20 protein-coding genes and 1 pseudogene are annotated in these 15803 nt (G+C 46.6%); 12 read left to right on the forward strand and 9 right to left on the reverse strand.

The features are described from left to right. Positions 1-129: 129 nt before the first annotated feature. Both AM1_RS36950 and AM1_RS36955 read right to left on the reverse strand, forming a co-directional pair. Entirely contained in the window at positions 130-3186 is a 3057-nt protein-coding gene (locus AM1_RS36950; RefSeq protein WP_390610102.1) for a tetratricopeptide repeat protein, read from the reverse strand. A 105-nt stretch (positions 3187-3291) separates the two neighbouring features. Next, complete coding sequence (locus AM1_RS36955) at positions 3292-3738, reverse strand: hypothetical protein (protein WP_238549408.1); 447 nt, start codon at positions 3736-3738, stop codon at positions 3292-3294. Between the two features lie 997 nt (positions 3739-4735). On the opposite strand from AM1_RS36955, the gene AM1_RS36960 reads away from it, so the two are divergent. Together AM1_RS36960 and AM1_RS36965 are read left to right on the forward strand one after the other, a co-directional pair. Continuing rightward, positions 4736-5233, forward strand: coding sequence for a helix-turn-helix domain-containing protein (locus tag AM1_RS36960; protein WP_049783929.1), 498 nt, complete (start codon positions 4736-4738; stop codon positions 5231-5233). Positions 5234-5381: 148 nt separating this feature from the next. Next, positions 5382-5984: a transposase gene (locus AM1_RS36965; protein WP_049783892.1), complete on the forward strand. Its 603-nt coding sequence runs from the start codon at positions 5382-5384 to the stop codon at positions 5982-5984. A 28-nt stretch (positions 5985-6012) separates the two neighbouring features. Here AM1_RS36965 and AM1_RS36970 read toward each other — a convergent pair. Then, positions 6013-6465 (reverse strand): annotated as a pseudogene (locus tag AM1_RS36970) (transposase); the annotation flags it as partial. 207 nt (positions 6466-6672) lie between these two features. Between AM1_RS36970 and AM1_RS36975 the strand changes: the two are divergent. Beyond that, positions 6673-7299 carry a recombinase family protein gene (locus tag AM1_RS36975; RefSeq protein ID WP_012168441.1) on the forward strand — a complete coding sequence of 209 codons (627 nt, stop codon included), beginning with the start codon at positions 6673-6675 and terminating at the stop codon, positions 7297-7299. A 52-nt stretch (positions 7300-7351) separates the two neighbouring features. Next, complete coding sequence (locus AM1_RS36980) at positions 7352-8212, forward strand: hypothetical protein (protein ID WP_012168443.1); 861 nt, start codon at positions 7352-7354, stop codon at positions 8210-8212. Here AM1_RS36980 and AM1_RS36985 read toward each other — a convergent pair. Continuing rightward, positions 8166-9221, reverse strand: a complete 1056-nt coding sequence (locus AM1_RS36985; protein WP_012168442.1) for a hypothetical protein — start codon at positions 9219-9221, stop codon at positions 8166-8168. The two genes, AM1_RS36980 and AM1_RS36985, sit on opposite strands and share 47 nt — an antisense overlap. 109 nt (positions 9222-9330) lie before the next feature. Here AM1_RS36985 and AM1_RS36990 point away from each other — a divergent pair, with 109 nt between their 5' ends. After that, positions 9331-9753: a hypothetical protein gene (locus AM1_RS36990; protein WP_012168444.1), complete on the forward strand. Its 423-nt coding sequence runs from the start codon at positions 9331-9333 to the stop codon at positions 9751-9753. Positions 9754-9810: 57 nt separating this feature from the next. Here AM1_RS36990 and AM1_RS36995 read toward each other — a convergent pair whose 3' ends face one another. The 5 genes from AM1_RS36995 to AM1_RS37015 form a co-directional block, all read right to left on the reverse strand. After that, positions 9811-10224, reverse strand: a complete 414-nt coding sequence (locus AM1_RS36995) for a hypothetical protein (RefSeq protein WP_012168445.1) — start codon at positions 10222-10224, stop codon at positions 9811-9813. Positions 10225-10292: 68 nt separating this feature from the next. Then, complete coding sequence (locus tag AM1_RS41900) at positions 10293-10646, reverse strand: hypothetical protein (protein ID WP_041661550.1); 354 nt, start codon at positions 10644-10646, stop codon at positions 10293-10295. Positions 10647-10730: 84 nt separating this feature from the next. Further along, complete coding sequence (locus AM1_RS37005) at positions 10731-10916, reverse strand: hypothetical protein (RefSeq protein WP_041661564.1); 186 nt, start codon at positions 10914-10916, stop codon at positions 10731-10733. Between the two features lie 13 nt (positions 10917-10929). Continuing rightward, the gene (locus AM1_RS37010; RefSeq protein WP_012168449.1) at positions 10930-11193 is read right to left on the reverse strand and encodes a hypothetical protein; all 264 of its coding nucleotides are present in this window, start codon (positions 11191-11193) and stop codon (positions 10930-10932) included. A 38-nt stretch (positions 11194-11231) separates the two neighbouring features. Beyond that, the gene (locus AM1_RS37015) at positions 11232-11477 is read right to left on the reverse strand and encodes a helix-turn-helix domain-containing protein (RefSeq protein WP_012168450.1); all 246 of its coding nucleotides are present in this window, start codon (positions 11475-11477) and stop codon (positions 11232-11234) included. A 198-nt stretch (positions 11478-11675) separates the two neighbouring features. Here AM1_RS37015 and AM1_RS37020 point away from each other — a divergent pair, with 198 nt between their 5' ends. The 7 genes from AM1_RS37020 (at position 11676) to AM1_RS37050 (ending at position 15792) form a co-directional block, all read left to right on the forward strand. Then, positions 11676-11978, forward strand: a complete 303-nt coding sequence (locus AM1_RS37020) for a hypothetical protein (protein ID WP_012168451.1) — start codon at positions 11676-11678, stop codon at positions 11976-11978. 69 nt (positions 11979-12047) lie between these two features. Beyond that, complete coding sequence (locus AM1_RS37025) at positions 12048-12425, forward strand: DUF6876 family protein (protein WP_012168452.1); 378 nt, start codon at positions 12048-12050, stop codon at positions 12423-12425. Positions 12426-12490: 65 nt separating this feature from the next. Beyond that, positions 12491-13474, forward strand: coding sequence for a phosphoadenosine phosphosulfate reductase domain-containing protein (locus AM1_RS37030; protein ID WP_012168453.1), 984 nt, complete (start codon positions 12491-12493; stop codon positions 13472-13474). Positions 13475-13581: 107 nt separating this feature from the next. Next, complete coding sequence (locus AM1_RS37035; RefSeq protein ID WP_012168454.1) at positions 13582-13911, forward strand: hypothetical protein; 330 nt, start codon at positions 13582-13584, stop codon at positions 13909-13911. 357 nt (positions 13912-14268) lie between these two features. Further along, positions 14269-14907 (forward strand): hypothetical protein, encoded by a 639-nt coding sequence (locus AM1_RS43840; protein WP_012168456.1) that lies wholly within the window; start codon positions 14269-14271, stop codon positions 14905-14907. Between the two features lie 14 nt (positions 14908-14921). Then, entirely contained in the window at positions 14922-15386 is a 465-nt protein-coding gene (locus tag AM1_RS37045; RefSeq protein ID WP_238549409.1) for a hypothetical protein, read from the forward strand. A 73-nt stretch (positions 15387-15459) separates the two neighbouring features. Continuing rightward, the gene (locus tag AM1_RS37050) at positions 15460-15792 is read left to right on the forward strand and encodes a hypothetical protein (RefSeq protein ID WP_012168458.1); all 333 of its coding nucleotides are present in this window, start codon (positions 15460-15462) and stop codon (positions 15790-15792) included. The last annotated feature ends 11 nt before the right edge of the window (positions 15793-15803 follow it).

Below are 15803 nucleotides of genomic sequence, written 5' to 3' on the forward strand. Positions count from 1 at the left end.
ATTTATCACAAATACTTTGATGCACCTGCGCGCGATAGTTTTTATTCTACTCCTGTCGCTAAGACCTTCTCAGGCTATTCATTAAACGAAGTAAATCAAACTTTGAAAAAGACTTAACTCACCTGCCTATCAACGATTTGATGCCTTTATTGCTTGTCGGCATACATCTAAATTATTTTGAACTGCGGCAGTATCGGGGTGTTCGTTGCCCAAGAGCTTCTGTGTCATCTCCAAGGCTTGTACATAGAGGGGTTCGGCTTCGCTGTACCGTCTTTGGTAGGCGTAGAGGTATGCCAAGTTATTAAGGCTTTGAGCGACATCGGGGTGTTTGTTGCCCAAGTGTTTCTGTCTCATCTCCAAGGCTTGTACATAGAGGGGTTCGGCTTCGCTGCACCGTCTTTGGCAGGCGTAGAGTCCTGCTAGGTTATTGAGGCTACTCGCGAGAAAAGGATGTTCGTTGCCCAAGAGCTTCTGGTTAATCTCTAGGGCTTGTTTGTAGAGGGGTTCCGCCTCCCTATAACGCCTTTGATTGGAATAGATTAATGCCAAGTTATTGAGGCTACTCGCGACATCAGGGTGTTCATCCCCAAATAGCTGCTGTCTCATCTCTAAGGCTTGTTTATGGAGGGGTTCCGCCTCCTCATAACGCCTTTGGTTTCTGTAAAGTTCTGCTAGGTTATTGAGGCTATTTGCTACATCGGAGTGCTCATGGCCCAGTAGCTTTAGTCTCATTTGTAGGGCTTGTTTATAGAGGGGTTCCGCCTCCTCATAACGCCCTTGGTCATCTAAAAGTCCAGCCAAAACATTGAGACTTTGAGCGACATCGGGATGTTCATTCCCAAATAGCTTCTTTCTCATCTCTAAGGCTTGGATAAAGAGAGGTTCTGCCTCCGCATAACGTCCTTGGTTATCGTATAGTGTTGCCAGGTTATTGAGACTTTGAGCGACATCGGGGTGTTCATTCCCAAATAGCTTCTGTCTCATCTCTAAGGCTTGGATAAAGAGAGGTTCTGCCTCCTCATAACGCCCTTGGTTGTCGTAAAGGTTGGCCAGGCTATTGAGGCCTTGAGCGACATTGGGGTGTTCATTACACAATAATTTCTGGAATATTTTCAGTGCTTGAGTACAGAGGGGTTCTGCCTCCTTATACCGTCCTTGGTTGCAGTAGAGGTTTGCCAGGTTACTCAGGCTAGCAGCGACATCGGGATGTTCGTCACCCAATAGTTTATGGAATATTTCCAATGCTCGAGTATAGAGGGGTTCGGCATCCAAATACTGCTCTTGCAAGTAATAGAGAGCTGCTAAATTATTCAGACTCTTAGCGACATCGGGATGTTCATCACCCAATAGTCTTTGTTTCATTTCCAATGATTGGATAAAGAAGGTTTCAGCCTCTGCATAGCGTCTTTGATGGCCGTAGATTGTTGCCAGGTTACCAAGGCTTTTTGCGATATTGGGATGTTCATTGCCCAATAGCCTCTTGTACATATTTAGAGCTTGGGTATTGAGAGATTCTGCCTCCTCATAACGTCCTTGGTTATCGTATAGTGTTGCCAGGTTATTGAGACTTTGAGCAATATCGGGATGTTCATTGCCCAATAGCCTCTTGTACATATTTAGAGCTTGGATATTGAGAGATTCTGCCTCCTCATAACGTCCTTGGTTATCGTATAGTGATGCCAGATTCGAGAGGCCAAGAGCGAAATCGGGGTGTTCGTTGCCCAAGAGCTTCTGATACATCTGCAACGCTTGCAAATAGAGAGGTTCTGCCTCCTTATAACGTCCCTGGTCTGTATAAAGGTTTGCCAGGTTATTGAGACTTTGAGCAATATCGGGATGTTCATTGCCTAATAGCCTCTTGTACATATTTAGAGCTTGGATATTGAGAGATTCTGCCTCCTCATAACGTCCTTGATAGTAATAGAGGGCAGCCAGGTCATTAAGACTAGTAGCAGTATTTTTATGCTCACTACCAAATTTATGTTGACACTGTTTGAGACATCTTTGCCTCCAAGGCAATGCTAAATCATAATTACCTTGTCCTTCATAAAATCGACCGATACCGACATAAGGCCAAATCAATTCATCATCACTGAGATGGTCAATCCATTGTCTGATGAGTTCCTCGAGATGAGGAATGCTGCCTTGTATCTCAGCAATTACATCAATCGTTGATCTGCCATCAATCCTCTGAGCAATACCAACCATTGCATTGCAATAAGCCGTTTTGAGGGATTCCCCCTTTTCAGTAAGCTCATCCAATTTGAGTCGAAAGAACTCCTGCACAATTTGATGAAGTTGATAGGTGCCCTTTCCTATTCGCTTGAGAAGGTTCCGCTTCAATAACCCTTTATTTCTAGCCTTTACGATTTCCCTGACAGATGTCTCTGGCAAACAAGATTCAACATGCTTCCACGGGATAGGAGCTATAGAAAATATTCCTAACAAACAGGCTAATTCTTTCTCAAAATCCTTAAGTTTCTTCCAACTCAACTCCAATGCTGCAGCAACTCCAAGTTGGGCTGTCATGCCGTCTTCTCTCTCACATAAAGCTTCAGCATGTAGCCGCATTGATTCGAGTTCTTGGATTAAATCGTGGATGGTTAGATCTTGGTCGTTAGACAGGTATCGTCCTAATAGTTCCAGGCCTAATGGCAGATTACCCACCCAAGCACACAACGATTTAGCATCCTCTAGTTGAATTTGAATTCGATCTTGTCCAACTAAGGATCCCAGTAGTTCTAACGCACTTTCATTATCGAGTTCCTCCAGGCAAAGAGAGCGGACAGACCGACCAAAATCAAGTCGGGTGGTGATCAGGGCTTTAAACCGTGGGTTCCATAGGGGAAGACAGGAGGCAACAAGCTCATACTCAACTACATCGTCAACAACGATTAAGACCTCCCCTTTGGGCCATCGTTGCCAAATGAAACTGACCTGGGCCTTTGCTTCGAGATCATCTGGGGGTTTCATTCCCAGATGGCTTTTAGAAAAATCAATGATTTGAGTGGCGATTTCTTGATCTCGTGACCGTAGCCAACAAATCCCACCTGGGTAAATCTTCTGGCTTAAGGACCGTTGAGCATATTCCCAGGCCAGCTCAGTTTTCCCAATCCCTCCCATCCCTTCAAGAGCAGTGATGGCGATTCGCTGGTTACTTTGCAGTTGCTCATGCAGTTGGTTGATCTGGGAGTCTCGACCAACGAAGGCAACAGCGCCACTTGGAGGGAGGTTATTTGGTGTATCAGTTGGGGGATGTAACTTTGTCCGGTCCCAGTCGGACGACTCTAGTCAATTCTGAATATTGATAGTTTCTGCTTGGTTTACTACTCCACCAGAAATCTTATTTTGATAATTTGTCCCACCATAGTTATTTTGAACCTGGCTACTGTTGTCTTCTATGACATGCAAATTGATTTCATGGGCTAACTGCTGAATCTCTTTAGCAAAGTCCTCAGACTCTAACATCTCCACATTCAAATATGAGATGACCGCATTCAAGGCTTCAGTATTGCCTGCATCTGCTTTTTGGAGAGCGGCTTCAGCTTTCTCTTTCCCTTTGAATTTTGACCATATTTTGGTCCGTAGTTGATCAATTAATGCATAAGCTGATGTTGCAAACTTTTTCCCAGTTTCTGAACCAGCGGCTTCAATGGCTTTTTGAAAGGCCAATGAGACAATGGCTGCTGCTGTGAAAGTCAATGGTTCAGTCATAGCACTTAGAATAAAGGCATCCAATAGATTATCAGGTGATTTTCTAGGATTTACGCTCACCTTCAGCAAGTTTTGAGAATCAGTTGATCAATCGAGAATCGGCTGATGGGAAGAAATAGTGCAACTAATTCCTTAAAGAATTTATTTTTCTCTCAGAAATAGTGCATCCATCTCTTGAAAAATCATTCTTGAGTATCATTACCTATAAATCAGTAAATCACTTTCTGAATATAGTTTATAGCGTTTCAAAGTTGTGCAGCTATTTCTATAAATTGCTCATTCTTGTGCGTTTAGCGAAATAATGGACACTTTTCAAATTCATTAGTTGTTGTACAGTACATCGCTATTTGCACAGATGTACATATTTTGTCCATTATTTCTTTATTTGCACAGCTTTAAGGAATTAGATGAACAATTAATGAATTTGCGCCGTTTCGTTAATTAGCAGATTAAGAAAATAAAAACCTCCAGTTTTAAAGTTTTAAACGCACAAAAGCTCTTCAGAAAATTGAAGAAATCAAAAATTGGGAAGCTGACGTTCTTTTCAACCTTTACCAACCCTCAAATGTCATTGCAACCCAGGACCAGGAAACCCGGCATTATGGGGCATTACTTTCAACCCATACCAACCCTCAAATGTCATTACAACCCACCTTGAAATTAGCCTAGTCCTGGTAAGACTTTGAGCGATTAAATTGCGGATCACAATCATATTGAGTGATCTTGGTAAAGAGGCATCCAAAAGCATTAGGGGCTATTTGCCCAAGTCCTTACTCATAGGGGGGGTTGAAGAATGCGCCAATCCATCTAAAGAAATTAGAATTTGATTTGGCCTTGAGGTTCTGGGGTTCCCCCTTGCTCGGGGGCAATTTAAGCGCTGCCACGACAGGTATTCCTGTATTCTCAAGCTAGTGCAAAAGCCTAGTCCTAGATTTTGAAGATAACCCATCAGTTATGCAAAATTGTACAGACATCAGATAGTTTCAGAGAAACCCTCTTGTTCAAGATCCTTTCTCTGCCAATGCCAACTCCCAAAGCCACTCCTATTGAGCTATCACAGCAACAACACCATTGTTTGCTCCAAATCGTTCGACAAACCACCAATCCTTATCGCTTGGTGCGTCGAGCGAGCATCATCCTATCAGCCGCCTCAGGCAAAAGTAACACCCAGATTAGCCGTCAATGGCAACTCGACCGCAACCAAGTTCGCTATTGGCGTCAGCGCTGGGTAGATAACCAAGAGCGTCTTGCCCTTTGTGAGCAAGTAGACGACAGCAAACCAGCATTGAACCAGCAAGTGTTGGCGACCTTAACAGATGCCCCACGTCCAGGTGTCCCACCCACCTTTACCCCAGAGCAGGTGGTCCAAATTGTGGCCATTGCCTGTGAATCTCCTCAGAACTCAGCCCGGCCTGTGAGTCAATGGACGCCTGAAGAGATTGCTGATGAAGCGATTAAACGCGGCATCGTCCCTCACCTGTCGGCCAGCAGTGTGAGACGTTTTTTGGGGAGAGGCTGAGCTGCAGCCTCATCGGAGTCGCTATTGGCTCAATGCTAACCCTGAGGACCCAGAAGCGTTCGAGGCGAAAGTGCGCCAGGTTTGCCAACTGTATGAATCAGCAGCTGAACTGGAAGCTCACCAGATTCACCTTGTTAGTACGGATGAAATGACTGGCATTCAGGCGCTTGAACGACTGCACCCAGACCAAGCTATGCAACCAGGTCAACCGCGTCGTTTGGAATTTGAATATGAGCGGCATGGTACCCTCAGTCTCATCGCCAACTGGCATGTGGCTCTGGGAAAGGTGATTGCGCCTTCTATCGGACCCACGCGAAAAGAATTTGACTTTGCCAATCATATTGCCAAGACAGTTGAAACAGCACCGGACGATGGGTGGGTTTTTCTGCTCGACCAGCTCAATACCCATCGATCTGCTTCCCTTGTGCGATGGGTCGCTGTCTGTTGCGGTATTGATTCAGATTTAGGCGTTAAGGGTCAATCTGGTATCCTTCAATCGATGGAAACTCGCACGGCCTTCTTGAGCGACCCCAGCCATCGGATCCGATTTGTTTATATCCCCAAACATACCTCCTGGCTCAATCAGATTGAATGCTGGTTTAGTATTTTGGTGCGTCGATTGATTCGTCGAGGAAATTTCACCTCCACGGATGATTTGCAACAGCGCATCCTCGATTTTATTGAATATTTCAATCACACTATGGCCAAACCTTTCCAGTGGCAATTTAAGGGATTCACGCCGCATGGATAACTGATGAACTATTTACAGATCTATGGACTAGGACGCGAGTAGAGTCAGTACGCTGCTGCCCTCTGGCTTTAACCAGTCCTTTGTTCTGACAGCATTGCAGCAATTTGTCTAGTAGTAGATGCTCTAGTTCACCAGCCATAAGGCGGTCTCGAAATTCGCTCAGGACGCTGAAGTCAAAGCCTTCGTCAGTTAGATCCAGGCCTAGCAGATATTTCCAATCAATGCGAGATCGTACTGCTTCAGCTGCTTGGCGGTCAGATAGGTTTTCCCGAAATTGAAGCACGGTTACCAAAGCCAGTCGCCATGGCGGTAGCCCTGGCTGACCAGTAACAGAAAACAGGGCTTGGAAGTCAGCATCGTCAAATACTGGGCCGATTTCATCTCGCAACGTCAGGTATGGATTGCCTTTGGGAAAAGCGGCTTTAGCGACGCGAACCGTTTCTGACGGCACTGGGTTAATGGACTGCGGACTCAGGGACATCGTTCATCGCCTCCAAGTATTGATACACCGCCTTTAGGCTAGCTCTGGTCCGATACTTTTGAGTTCGCCAACAGTATCCGACCGTTTTCTTTGCACTCTCGTTTTCATGGCATTGGAGCCTTGATTAGCATAAAGAAACTCGTCTAAAATTCAAAACTAGATAAACCCTTTATGATTTATCTTTCTTAGCTTCCAGCAGGGGACGATATGCTGATTGGCTACGCACGAGTATCGAAGGTTGATGGCTCTCAGGTTCTCGATCTGCAGATGGATGCATTGCTTGAAGCCGGTGTGCCAGAAAATAGGATTTACAAGGACAGAGTTTCTGGCAAGACGGCTCGACGACCAGGGCTAAAGGCTTGTCTCAAGGCGCTGCAACCTGGCAATACGCTGGTGGTTTGGAAGTTAGACCGTTTGGGGCGAGATCTCAAGCATCTCGTCGATGTTGTTGGTGAGCTACGGCAACGGGAGGTAGGATTTAAGGTACTCGCAGGTGCTGGTGCAGAGATTGATACCACCACTGCCAATGGGCGCTTGTTCTTTGCGGTCTTTGCGGCGCTGGCAGAGTATGAACGAGAATTAATTGCTGAACGAACACGGGCTGGATTGAAGGCGGCACGAGCGAGAGGGCGGATGGGCGGACGACCGCGCAAAATGGATGTTGCTACGCTTCAGATGGCGATGAGTGCCATGAGTGACCCAAGAGCGTGTGCTAAGGAGATAGCTCAGAAGCTTGGGATGACGACAGCGACGCTTTACACCTATGTCAACGGAGACGGTTCCGCAAAGGCCGCTGGTCTACGTTTGCTTGATAGGTCGCGAGAAGTCCAATAGAGAGGCTTTTTAGCTCACCGTTGCCGACGAATGCCTTGCTGTTTCAACTGTTATGGATAAACAGACGCCACTTTCAATATGGAATCAGCTAAACTCCCGGCAGCAGAAGTACTTGGAGCTGATTTATCAGGCTGACCAATCGGCTGAGCGGTTTGAAAAGATGAGTTGGAATAACGGTCGGCGTTCTCGACCAGCATCTGTCTGGCGATGGCTGTACTACGGCGATATCGATGATAGGCCCAGTCCTCTAAAGAGCCGATTGTTAAGAGCTGAGCTGGTTGACAACGGTACTGGCAGTACCCTAAATGCTTTAGAGCGTCGAACGTTAATTGAGTGTGATGGAACTGTCCCAGAGCTGTACATCAAGGTCACTCGCTTAGGCCGCAAGGCTGTCCGGACGGGAACTAATGAGTCTGTTTTTAAAGCACCTAGAACGCCAAAAGGGATGCTTAGTTACAAAGCATGGCAGGCGATGGTCCTTGTCTTCAAAGCAGGGAAAGAAGGGGTCCAGCATGACGGATATAGCAAATATACCGAAGGCATCCACATGTATACCTGGAGACATTTGGAACAGCTAGCCCCTCCGCTAATACAGGGTTATAGTTGTTCGCGTTTCACAGCCTTCGGCTTCATTTATTACAGTCGCCATTACGAGCAGTATCGAGAGACTTACCCAGATATAGACACACCTGAGTCACGACTGACGATAGATGACATCATTAACAAACTCAGAGCTTTCAGGATGCAGACACTTGTTCAACTGGTGCAGATGAAGCGAGGGGTAAAAGGGATCCAAGAAGCGGCTGATGAAATCGGTACACCTGTTAGTTTTGCTGCTCTCAGCCAGTTTGAGGACGGACAGACGATTAAGCTTGAACAACTGGAGAAGATAATTGACTGGCTAGTTCAATGAAACCACTGGGAAAGTGTTTCAGCCGAAACCGTAACTTTCTGTTCAAATGCCCCCGCTGGTCCAAGTGCTTTGATATCTCAGGGTTGTGCTTTTCCAGTAGTTCCAGTCGGGAAAAGGTAGAGTTAATTGCAGACTGGTCTTTACTGGTGAGCTTCCCATCAGGGCTAGCACCAAATCGGTCGATCAGGTCAGCTAGCAGTTCCCAGCCCTCATCCAGGCAAGCCACACGAGACTGTTGCACTGCTTGGGCAATACCATTGAGCATGAGCTGACTGGTTTTGATCCGCTCTTGAATCTCCTGAGCTTCTTTCTTTTGCTTGGCTGTCAGCCGCTTCTTTTGGGCTAACTCAGCTTGCAAGTCAGCATCGGCCTTGAGCTTATTTTTAAGGGAGGTGAGCTGGACGGGGCCATCGATAATCACCTGGAGGCTACCTGAGAAATCGTCAATACTGGGGAATTCTCCAGCATAGTAAATCAGGGCTTTTTCAATCTGCTTCTTTTTTCCGGGAATGGTTTCATTGAGTTTCTGCTCTAGCTCCACTAAGAAGGTTTTGAGCTGATCCGTGTAGGTATCGACTAAGCCTTGGCGCAAGGATGCCGCTTCCTTCTTGATTTCTTGAGCGAAGTCAACGGCGTCATTGATGATGCTTCCATCAATAAACCGGAAGGGCTTCACGTAGATGGTGAATTTCTTGTTGAACTTTTTCTGTAGGCCAGAGAGTTGATTTCGAGCCTTAGTGAATGCCTCAGAGAAGGCTTTGCGGTAGCCTCCCGCTAGTTCATCGACAACATGAGGATCTAAGCCCAAGTCTTCGGCATCTAAACGGGTTGAGAGCCTTAAGCCTGAATCAATTTCGATGGAGAGCCGATACAGGTCACGATCTGCCAGGGTATCCCAGATATCTTCAACCGAGAGTTGCGGAGCGGAATCAATCTGGGGATTAGCTGACAAGTCGCCTTGTGGGTCTGAGGTCTTGGCTGAGACTAATCTGGTGATTAATTTAGTCATGAGAAATACTCACTTTCTCTATGGATTGTATATTGCCTAGTAAAGATTTCGGACAAAGGAGGGCTTGCTATAATTCACCTGGCTTTGAAACCTTAAAACTCTGGGTGTGATGGATTTACGAGATTTTCAGGATAAGAGTTTGGCTGAGCTGGAAGAAATATTTTTAGAACCCCCTGAAACTGGATCTGATGCTCTGCTGTCTTCTGGGTTGGCGTTGAAAACAATTCAAGACAACAAGTTGTATTTGCCAGACTCCAAGGGCTTCAAGGTCTATGTGGAAGCGAATCTGGGAGTTACCTACATCCATGCTTTTCGCTGTATTCAAGCGGCTGAACTCGTATTGTTCTTGCAGCAGCATTTTAGTGTGCTGCCTCAGTCTGAGAGTGCTGCTCGGCCATTGGTGAAACTGTCGAGGGCAAATCAGCTTAAGGCTTGGGGGGAAGTGGTGAGGATTACTGCCGGGGATAAGTGGGCACCGGGGAAAGACAGGATAAAGAAGACTATTGCGGGGCTGGGGTTGGAGAAGGTCTAGTTATCTGATTCTCGATGAATACCGAAAAATTATAATTTCTGATATCTGAACTATGGATTACAAGTTGCTAGGCTGAACAAACTGAACATCTACCTCACGTATCCAAACATTACTGAATTGCTTGAAGCTACTCCCTGGAATCATCAGAGAGTCTATTCCTTCCTCCTTGCGGGCCATAAAACTTCTGCGCCATAGTTCCCAGTCTTCTTGAGTCGGATGGTCAATACCTACACAATATTTCGCCCAGCTCTCTTGCTGATACTCTGAAGCTCTCAAAAAAGATCCTTTGACCTGTACAGAGATCAAACCTGCATCAATAAGCCCTTGAATCAATGCAGGATGCCCCATCGGTGACTCTAAGTCATTGTTAACAGGAGATTCATAGGCAAGCTCAAATTCTTCAACAGAATATCGTTTGGCAAGTCTAAGGATTTCTAATTGATCCAGGGATAGAGATGGAATACTGATCATCTTAAAAACTCTCTACATGCAGTACAAATTTACTGATTCAAGTAAGTTATAAGGGCATAAACCAGGTTCTACCAAGGATTTGAATAACTGACTATCTTCTTCCACGTCACTAGCTGATTACTCCAAGATCTCCCTTTGTCACAGGCGGCAACATACGCTTTCTCAGGATCGAAGATGTCCATGTGGTCAATTGTCAGATCGAGCCAGTCATCGTTTGGCTCACCTCCAGACTTAGCAAAGTCTACGCTGAGGGTATGAGGACGAAAGTCGAGAAAGATATGGGATTTCGTCACATGCTTGCAGGCTATGGGAACCTCAAATCTTTGCATCGGTTTGCAGTGTTCATCAATGAGGGTTAATTCTAGGGTATCGCCAACCCTAAGCTGGTGCGATATTGGTTCTAAATCCTGATTCTTGTCCATAGAAGCTTAAACAAGACTATATACAAGTTTCCACTAATATAAAGGATGAATTATCACAAAAAAAGTATCTTTTCAGACCAATCACTACGTTTTTTGTTTACTCACAATCTTGGCATCAGGATATTTTTTGAGAACGGGTGTCCTGCTTTCACCCTGACAAATCCACCCTAGCAACCAATCACGCTCATATCGTGGATGATTCTTGCCAGGATCAACCATGACACGAATCGGCTTGCGATAGTAGCGGATGATAATTTCAACACGTTCCATAGGCATTACTGCCTTATACGCTACTGCTACCGTCTATTGCATCTACACGTCTTTTAAGTGCTTGCAGATCTTCTCGAACAGTCTGGATATCGCCTTCTTGATTGATAGAGTATCCCACCAAGTCTGAAGTTATAGATCTTAGATCGGAAACTGTTTGCCCCAATGACGAAATTTGCTCAGCATTCGCTAAAACAACATCCTTTAGGTCTGCAATATTTGATATGAGCTGCATCTGGCTTTGTTGTAGCTCTTTTTGTCCAGCAAAAAGCTGCTGCATGTTGGCCTCGAAAGATTGTTGCCAGTTTGATCCGTTGGTCATGACTTTCTAGTGTCCTTTTCCCATTTCATTAATAGCCCCGGTTGTATTTCGTATGTATCACAAATCTTCCTGAGAACGTCCGGGGAAGGCAGTTGATCAGGATTCTTATAGAGAGCGTAAGCGGTTGTCTTAGAGATGCCAGCATCTCCTCCGAGAGCATAGGGAGTTATTCCTCGCGAGTCCAAAAACTCCTTCACTGTATTAATCATGGGCATAGTTTCTGGAATTACCACCTTAATCATACTAACCAACTAGTTGACAATGCCAGCTAGATAAAACAATTCTATCTCCAAGCGAAGAATGCATAAGTAGTTGTTATTATCAAGTAGTTGAAATGTTGCCATCTAGTTGATATTATTAATACATAAAGCAAAGGCACCGCTTCTAACCGTGGAAAGTTCAAGCGATGCCCTAGTTAAAACCCGATAGAGGCCATAACTATGACAACTTTAACCGAAGCACCCACCACCGTCACTGAACTGCTTCAGCTTGTTGACTCTCAAGTCACTGATCCCCTTCATCCTGAAGTGATTGCAGTCGAGATGCAGATCGAGAAATATCCCGGTGTTTGTGAGGGTGGCGATTTGTTTGAAGTCTATGCACCCGTCAAATCTAAGCCAGGTCTGATCCAGCCTCGCCTAGAGAGTTGGGTCAAGACTTTCTATGGTGATGACCACTGGCTAGCTGATTGGCGCACCATCCCCACCACTCGCCAGATTAAAGCCGAAAACGAAGAATTCTAGAAATGCCCAGGGGCACCCTAGCCCCTCCCACACCACACATACCCACTCGCTACACAGGGGCTAAATACCATGATTACCGCTGAAGATCTTCAGGCTGAACTCGCGCATTGTCATTGCAGTGAATCTCACTATCAGCATTGGCTGGGCATCCGATACACAGAAGGCGTCAAAACACTCGCAGAGAAAGGGGAATGTTTCTGGCTCCTCGACGCGATCGCAAGTTATCAACGGGTGCGACTCATCAAGTGCAATCCCAACCTCCAAGAATTCCAGCTTTGGTTGCTGACCGTAAACGACGGCCATAGCGCTGTCTTAGCCTGCTACGAAGACAGCCCCAGCACTTGTAGCCCTGTCATTACCCAAGATATTCCTTTCACTGATTTCGTCCTGCCAGAAATCAAGCTGTATGTGGAATACGGCGTTGTGCTGCTGCCGTCAGAGCATTAATCTCCCTGGCCTGGGTGGTGCCTAACCACCCGCCGCTACATTCCAACTTCAACGAGATTTCAACAATGAACCCTAAAGACTATGATCGGACGATCATCATGTTCTCTGGTGGCAAAGATTCTTTGGCCTGCATCCTCTGGGCCATCGAGAACAACTGCCCCAAAATTGAGCTTTGGCATCACCTTGTAGACGGGTTGCCCGTGCAAGGCCAGACCGCTTCCACCCTAATGGATTGGCCGATCACATCAGGCTACTGCAAGGCTGTGGCCCGTTTGCTTTCTCTCCCAATATATTTTTCTTGGCTGGAAGGTGGTTTTGAGCGTGAGATGAATCGCTCCAACCAAGCCAAAGCAAAAACTTGGTTTGAAACGCCTGATGGACTGCACTCTGCTGGGGGCAATGGTGGTAAGCAATCTACTCGCCAGAAATTTCCTCAAATCTCCGCTGATTTAAGCGTCCGTTGGTGTTCGGCATATCTCAAGGTTGATGTCGGTGCGATCGCAATCCGAAACCAATCCCGATTCAACGATTCCAAAACTTTGGTGATTACTGGGGAACGGGCCGAGGAATCACCCGCACGAGCCAATTATGCAGAGTTTGAGCCAGACCGCACAGACAACCGTGATGGTAAATCCAATCGCCATGTGGATCGATTTCGCCCGATCCATGGCTGGAAGGAATCGGAGGTCTGGGCCATCATCCAACGACATGGCATCATCCCCCATCCTGCCTATCATCTCGGCTGGGGCCGATTGTCCTGTATGAGCTGCATCTTTGGTAGTCCTAACCAGTGGGCGACCATTCGCAAGATTGCGCCAGCGCATTTTGAGCGGATTGCCAACTATGAGCAGAGATTTTGCACCACGATTCAACGCAAGCGTTCAGTGCATGAGCTGGCTAATCTGGGCACACCTTACGCCGAAGCCAATAATAGCCAACTCGTGAAAATGGCTCTCTCTAGTGAGTGGGGGGATTATCCCATCTGGACCCATCCCCAAGCATGGGCTTTGCCTGCCGGGGCTTATGGCGAGAGCAATGGACCGACTTAAAGGGCAGCTTTGAACGCTTACACAATTCTCTATTGCCTGATCGGGCAATCCATCTATTTCTCACTCTTTCTCTATTTCTTCATCCCATTCGCTTCAGAGGGCCAATCATGAACAAACCAACCACGCGATACCAACTCATTCCACGAGTCCAGTTCACCACAACGATTGAACTCCACGACCAGCAGACGGCAATCCTTAACCGCCTGGTGCTGAGTAGCAAAGATTTGACCGATGACGAAGCTCTAGACCTGTGGCTGTCAATTAACCCCTATGTCCACACCTTCCAACATTCCACCCCCAGAGATATCTTTTCTTCTTTGAGATATGCAGCCCTCGCTGCTCTACCAAATAATCCCAAGCCTTCTTACCCCGTGGAGCTACTGAACTCAGTTCGTTCAGAGATTGAGGCCGATGGTCAGGACTTCATTTGCTGCTAAGGGTCAATCTGCCTACGTTTCTTATAGAACCCATTTGAGATCTTTTTATGATGTCGTCAATCCTCTAAAGCCCAGCTAGGAAAGGCATGGAAACAATTTAGCTTTGGCCTAGATTTAGGGCTCGTTGAAAAACTCTTTTATCTTTCTCTACCATCGTTAGAACCCTGAATCCCCCTTCACCGTGGATGATTTTCGACGATTGGTCTATTTGATTTGAGGTAACGGCAGTTTTATTAAGGGTCATCCTAAATCCTTGGAGTTGTTGCTGTAAAAGGTTCTTAGGCTACAACGAAAATCACTAAGATCTCAAATGGGTTCTATAACCACTCAAACCTCATTCACTTTTTGGAGAAAATCATGACCGCCACTCTAGACAACAACGCCACTCGCAACGCTCTAACCAAAGCCATCAAAGAGCATATCGATCCTGCTAAGCCTGAGAAGGTCAACATCAAAAAATACATCGTCAAACAGTACAAACCTGATGACCCCACAGGACAAGACAAGCTGGCTAAGTTTGCCTGGGAATTACACCATGGCAATCGCAATCTGCGCAACCGGGATCATGTCCTTGAACTCTTCGGATTGCTAACCCTGGAAGCGACGGGACTAGAACAGCGAAAAACCAATAAGGCCAAATGCTCTCCCCTGAAAGAGGCTGTATTCAAAGTGCTTAAACAGGTTGCAGGCCAAGACATTTTAATGATCGTTGCCCTGAATGAACTGATGGATCAACTCACGGTCACTCGCATCAATAGCTGGGAGACCTTCTTTAAGCAACTGGCTATTAAGCGAACTGAACTCGAATCTCTGGCTGATACCGTGTATGAACTCTCGGGGGTTTCTCCTGGTGCGGTTGAAGACCTCGACGCTGTGATTGTGCCCCTCTACAACGAGGCGAAAGGCCAAGACATTAAAGCCATTAACTGGGAACGCCGCTCTTGGTGGGACTGGGCACATACCCATTTACTTGAGCGGGTTAGCAAAGCAGCTTAATCCTCTCCCCCTGTATGTACCTGGGTCAGCCCTGTGGCGATATCCCCCCAACCATCGGGGCTGGCTTTTCCTTATTCCTATTCCCTTGGAGAAATCCCATGCAAGCTCATCACCTTAACTTGGCAGAATTTCTGCTCAACCCGCCTACGGTTAACTTGGCCTATTCTCCGGTGGCCGTTATGACGGTAGCGACGGCAAAAAACTTGATGCAATCCCAGGAATTATTACTCAGTGGTGCCCAGAAACTGTTTAATCCAGCAGTCTGGCCCCAGCTAGAACCAGAGATTGAGCGGATTCCTTTTGACCGACAGAAAGCCCAATGCTTCCGTGATTGTGTCGCCTATCTGATGGCTGAGGCGACGACGCTGAGGTCGGAGCGGCGACATGTCGATGCCCTCAAACATATGGAGGCGGCGTTGATGCTGGAGGCACTGACCCATAGCGGTTATGACGAGGGGCCATTTGTTTCAGAACAGTAAAAGGCATCGCCAAATTCGGGACAAGTCAAACGATGCCTTTCATTGAACGAACCATTCAACGAGGTTATTCAAAATGAATCATACAACTCTTCCCCGACTAGTTATCGACAGCATTGATCTGCCTTACTATGAACTCCACACTAGATCCACTGCTGATAATGACCGCAAGCTCAATGTGTTCTTCGGCAGTCGGCTGATCGGGTATGTCTACATCAACTTTATCCAGGGCCAATCCAATTACGTCGGCACCACTCTCCGACATCAGTCCTTCGGCCCCTTCTCTCGCAGGATGGAAGCGGCTGAAGCAGTCCTAGAAGCGTTCAATGCAGGACTCACGGATGAGCAACGGTTGAGGGTCGCTCTTGCTCATGAGATGGCCGAGAACTTGACCGTCATTGCTTGCTAATTCGTAACTGC

This window comes from Acaryochloris marina MBIC11017 (genome assembly GCF_000018105.1).
In the GTDB taxonomy this organism is placed as follows: domain Bacteria; phylum Cyanobacteriota; class Cyanobacteriia; order Thermosynechococcales; family Thermosynechococcaceae; genus Acaryochloris; species Acaryochloris marina.

What these genes read in the sequence shown, in the direction of transcription:
- AM1_RS36960 (WP_049783929.1), top strand. Translation starts at nt 4,736, where the DNA reads ATGCCAACTCCCAAAGCCACTCCTATTGAGCTATCACAGCAACAACAC.
- AM1_RS36990 (WP_012168444.1), top strand. Translation starts at nt 9,331, where the DNA reads ATGGATTTACGAGATTTTCAGGATAAGAGTTTGGCTGAGCTGGAAGAA.
- AM1_RS36980 (WP_012168443.1), top strand. Translation starts at nt 7,352, where the DNA reads ATGGATAAACAGACGCCACTTTCAATATGGAATCAGCTAAACTCCCGG.
- AM1_RS37045 (WP_238549409.1), top strand. Translation starts at nt 14,922, where the DNA reads ATGTACCTGGGTCAGCCCTGTGGCGATATCCCCCCAACCATCGGGGCT.
- AM1_RS37020 (WP_012168451.1), top strand. Translation starts at nt 11,676, where the DNA reads ATGACAACTTTAACCGAAGCACCCACCACCGTCACTGAACTGCTTCAG.
- AM1_RS41900 (WP_041661550.1), bottom strand. Translation starts at nt 10,646, where the DNA reads ATGGACAAGAATCAGGATTTAGAACCAATATCGCACCAGCTTAGGGTT.
- AM1_RS37030 (WP_012168453.1), top strand. Translation starts at nt 12,491, where the DNA reads ATGAACCCTAAAGACTATGATCGGACGATCATCATGTTCTCTGGTGGC.
- AM1_RS36985 (WP_012168442.1), bottom strand. Translation starts at nt 9,221, where the DNA reads ATGACTAAATTAATCACCAGATTAGTCTCAGCCAAGACCTCAGACCCA.
- AM1_RS37010 (WP_012168449.1), bottom strand. Translation starts at nt 11,193, where the DNA reads ATGCAGCAGCTTTTTGCTGGACAAAAAGAGCTACAACAAAGCCAGATG.
- AM1_RS36965 (WP_049783892.1), top strand. Translation starts at nt 5,382, where the DNA reads ATGACTGGCATTCAGGCGCTTGAACGACTGCACCCAGACCAAGCTATG.
- AM1_RS37025 (WP_012168452.1), top strand. Translation starts at nt 12,048, where the DNA reads ATGATTACCGCTGAAGATCTTCAGGCTGAACTCGCGCATTGTCATTGC.
- AM1_RS36995 (WP_012168445.1), bottom strand. Translation starts at nt 10,224, where the DNA reads ATGATCAGTATTCCATCTCTATCCCTGGATCAATTAGAAATCCTTAGA.
- AM1_RS36975 (WP_012168441.1), top strand. Translation starts at nt 6,673, where the DNA reads ATGCTGATTGGCTACGCACGAGTATCGAAGGTTGATGGCTCTCAGGTT.
- AM1_RS43840 (WP_012168456.1), top strand. Translation starts at nt 14,269, where the DNA reads ATGACCGCCACTCTAGACAACAACGCCACTCGCAACGCTCTAACCAAA.
- AM1_RS37005 (WP_041661564.1), bottom strand. Translation starts at nt 10,916, where the DNA reads ATGGAACGTGTTGAAATTATCATCCGCTACTATCGCAAGCCGATTCGT.
- AM1_RS37050 (WP_012168458.1), top strand. Translation starts at nt 15,460, where the DNA reads ATGAATCATACAACTCTTCCCCGACTAGTTATCGACAGCATTGATCTG.
- AM1_RS37015 (WP_012168450.1), bottom strand. Translation starts at nt 11,477, where the DNA reads ATGATTAAGGTGGTAATTCCAGAAACTATGCCCATGATTAATACAGTG.
- AM1_RS37035 (WP_012168454.1), top strand. Translation starts at nt 13,582, where the DNA reads ATGAACAAACCAACCACGCGATACCAACTCATTCCACGAGTCCAGTTC.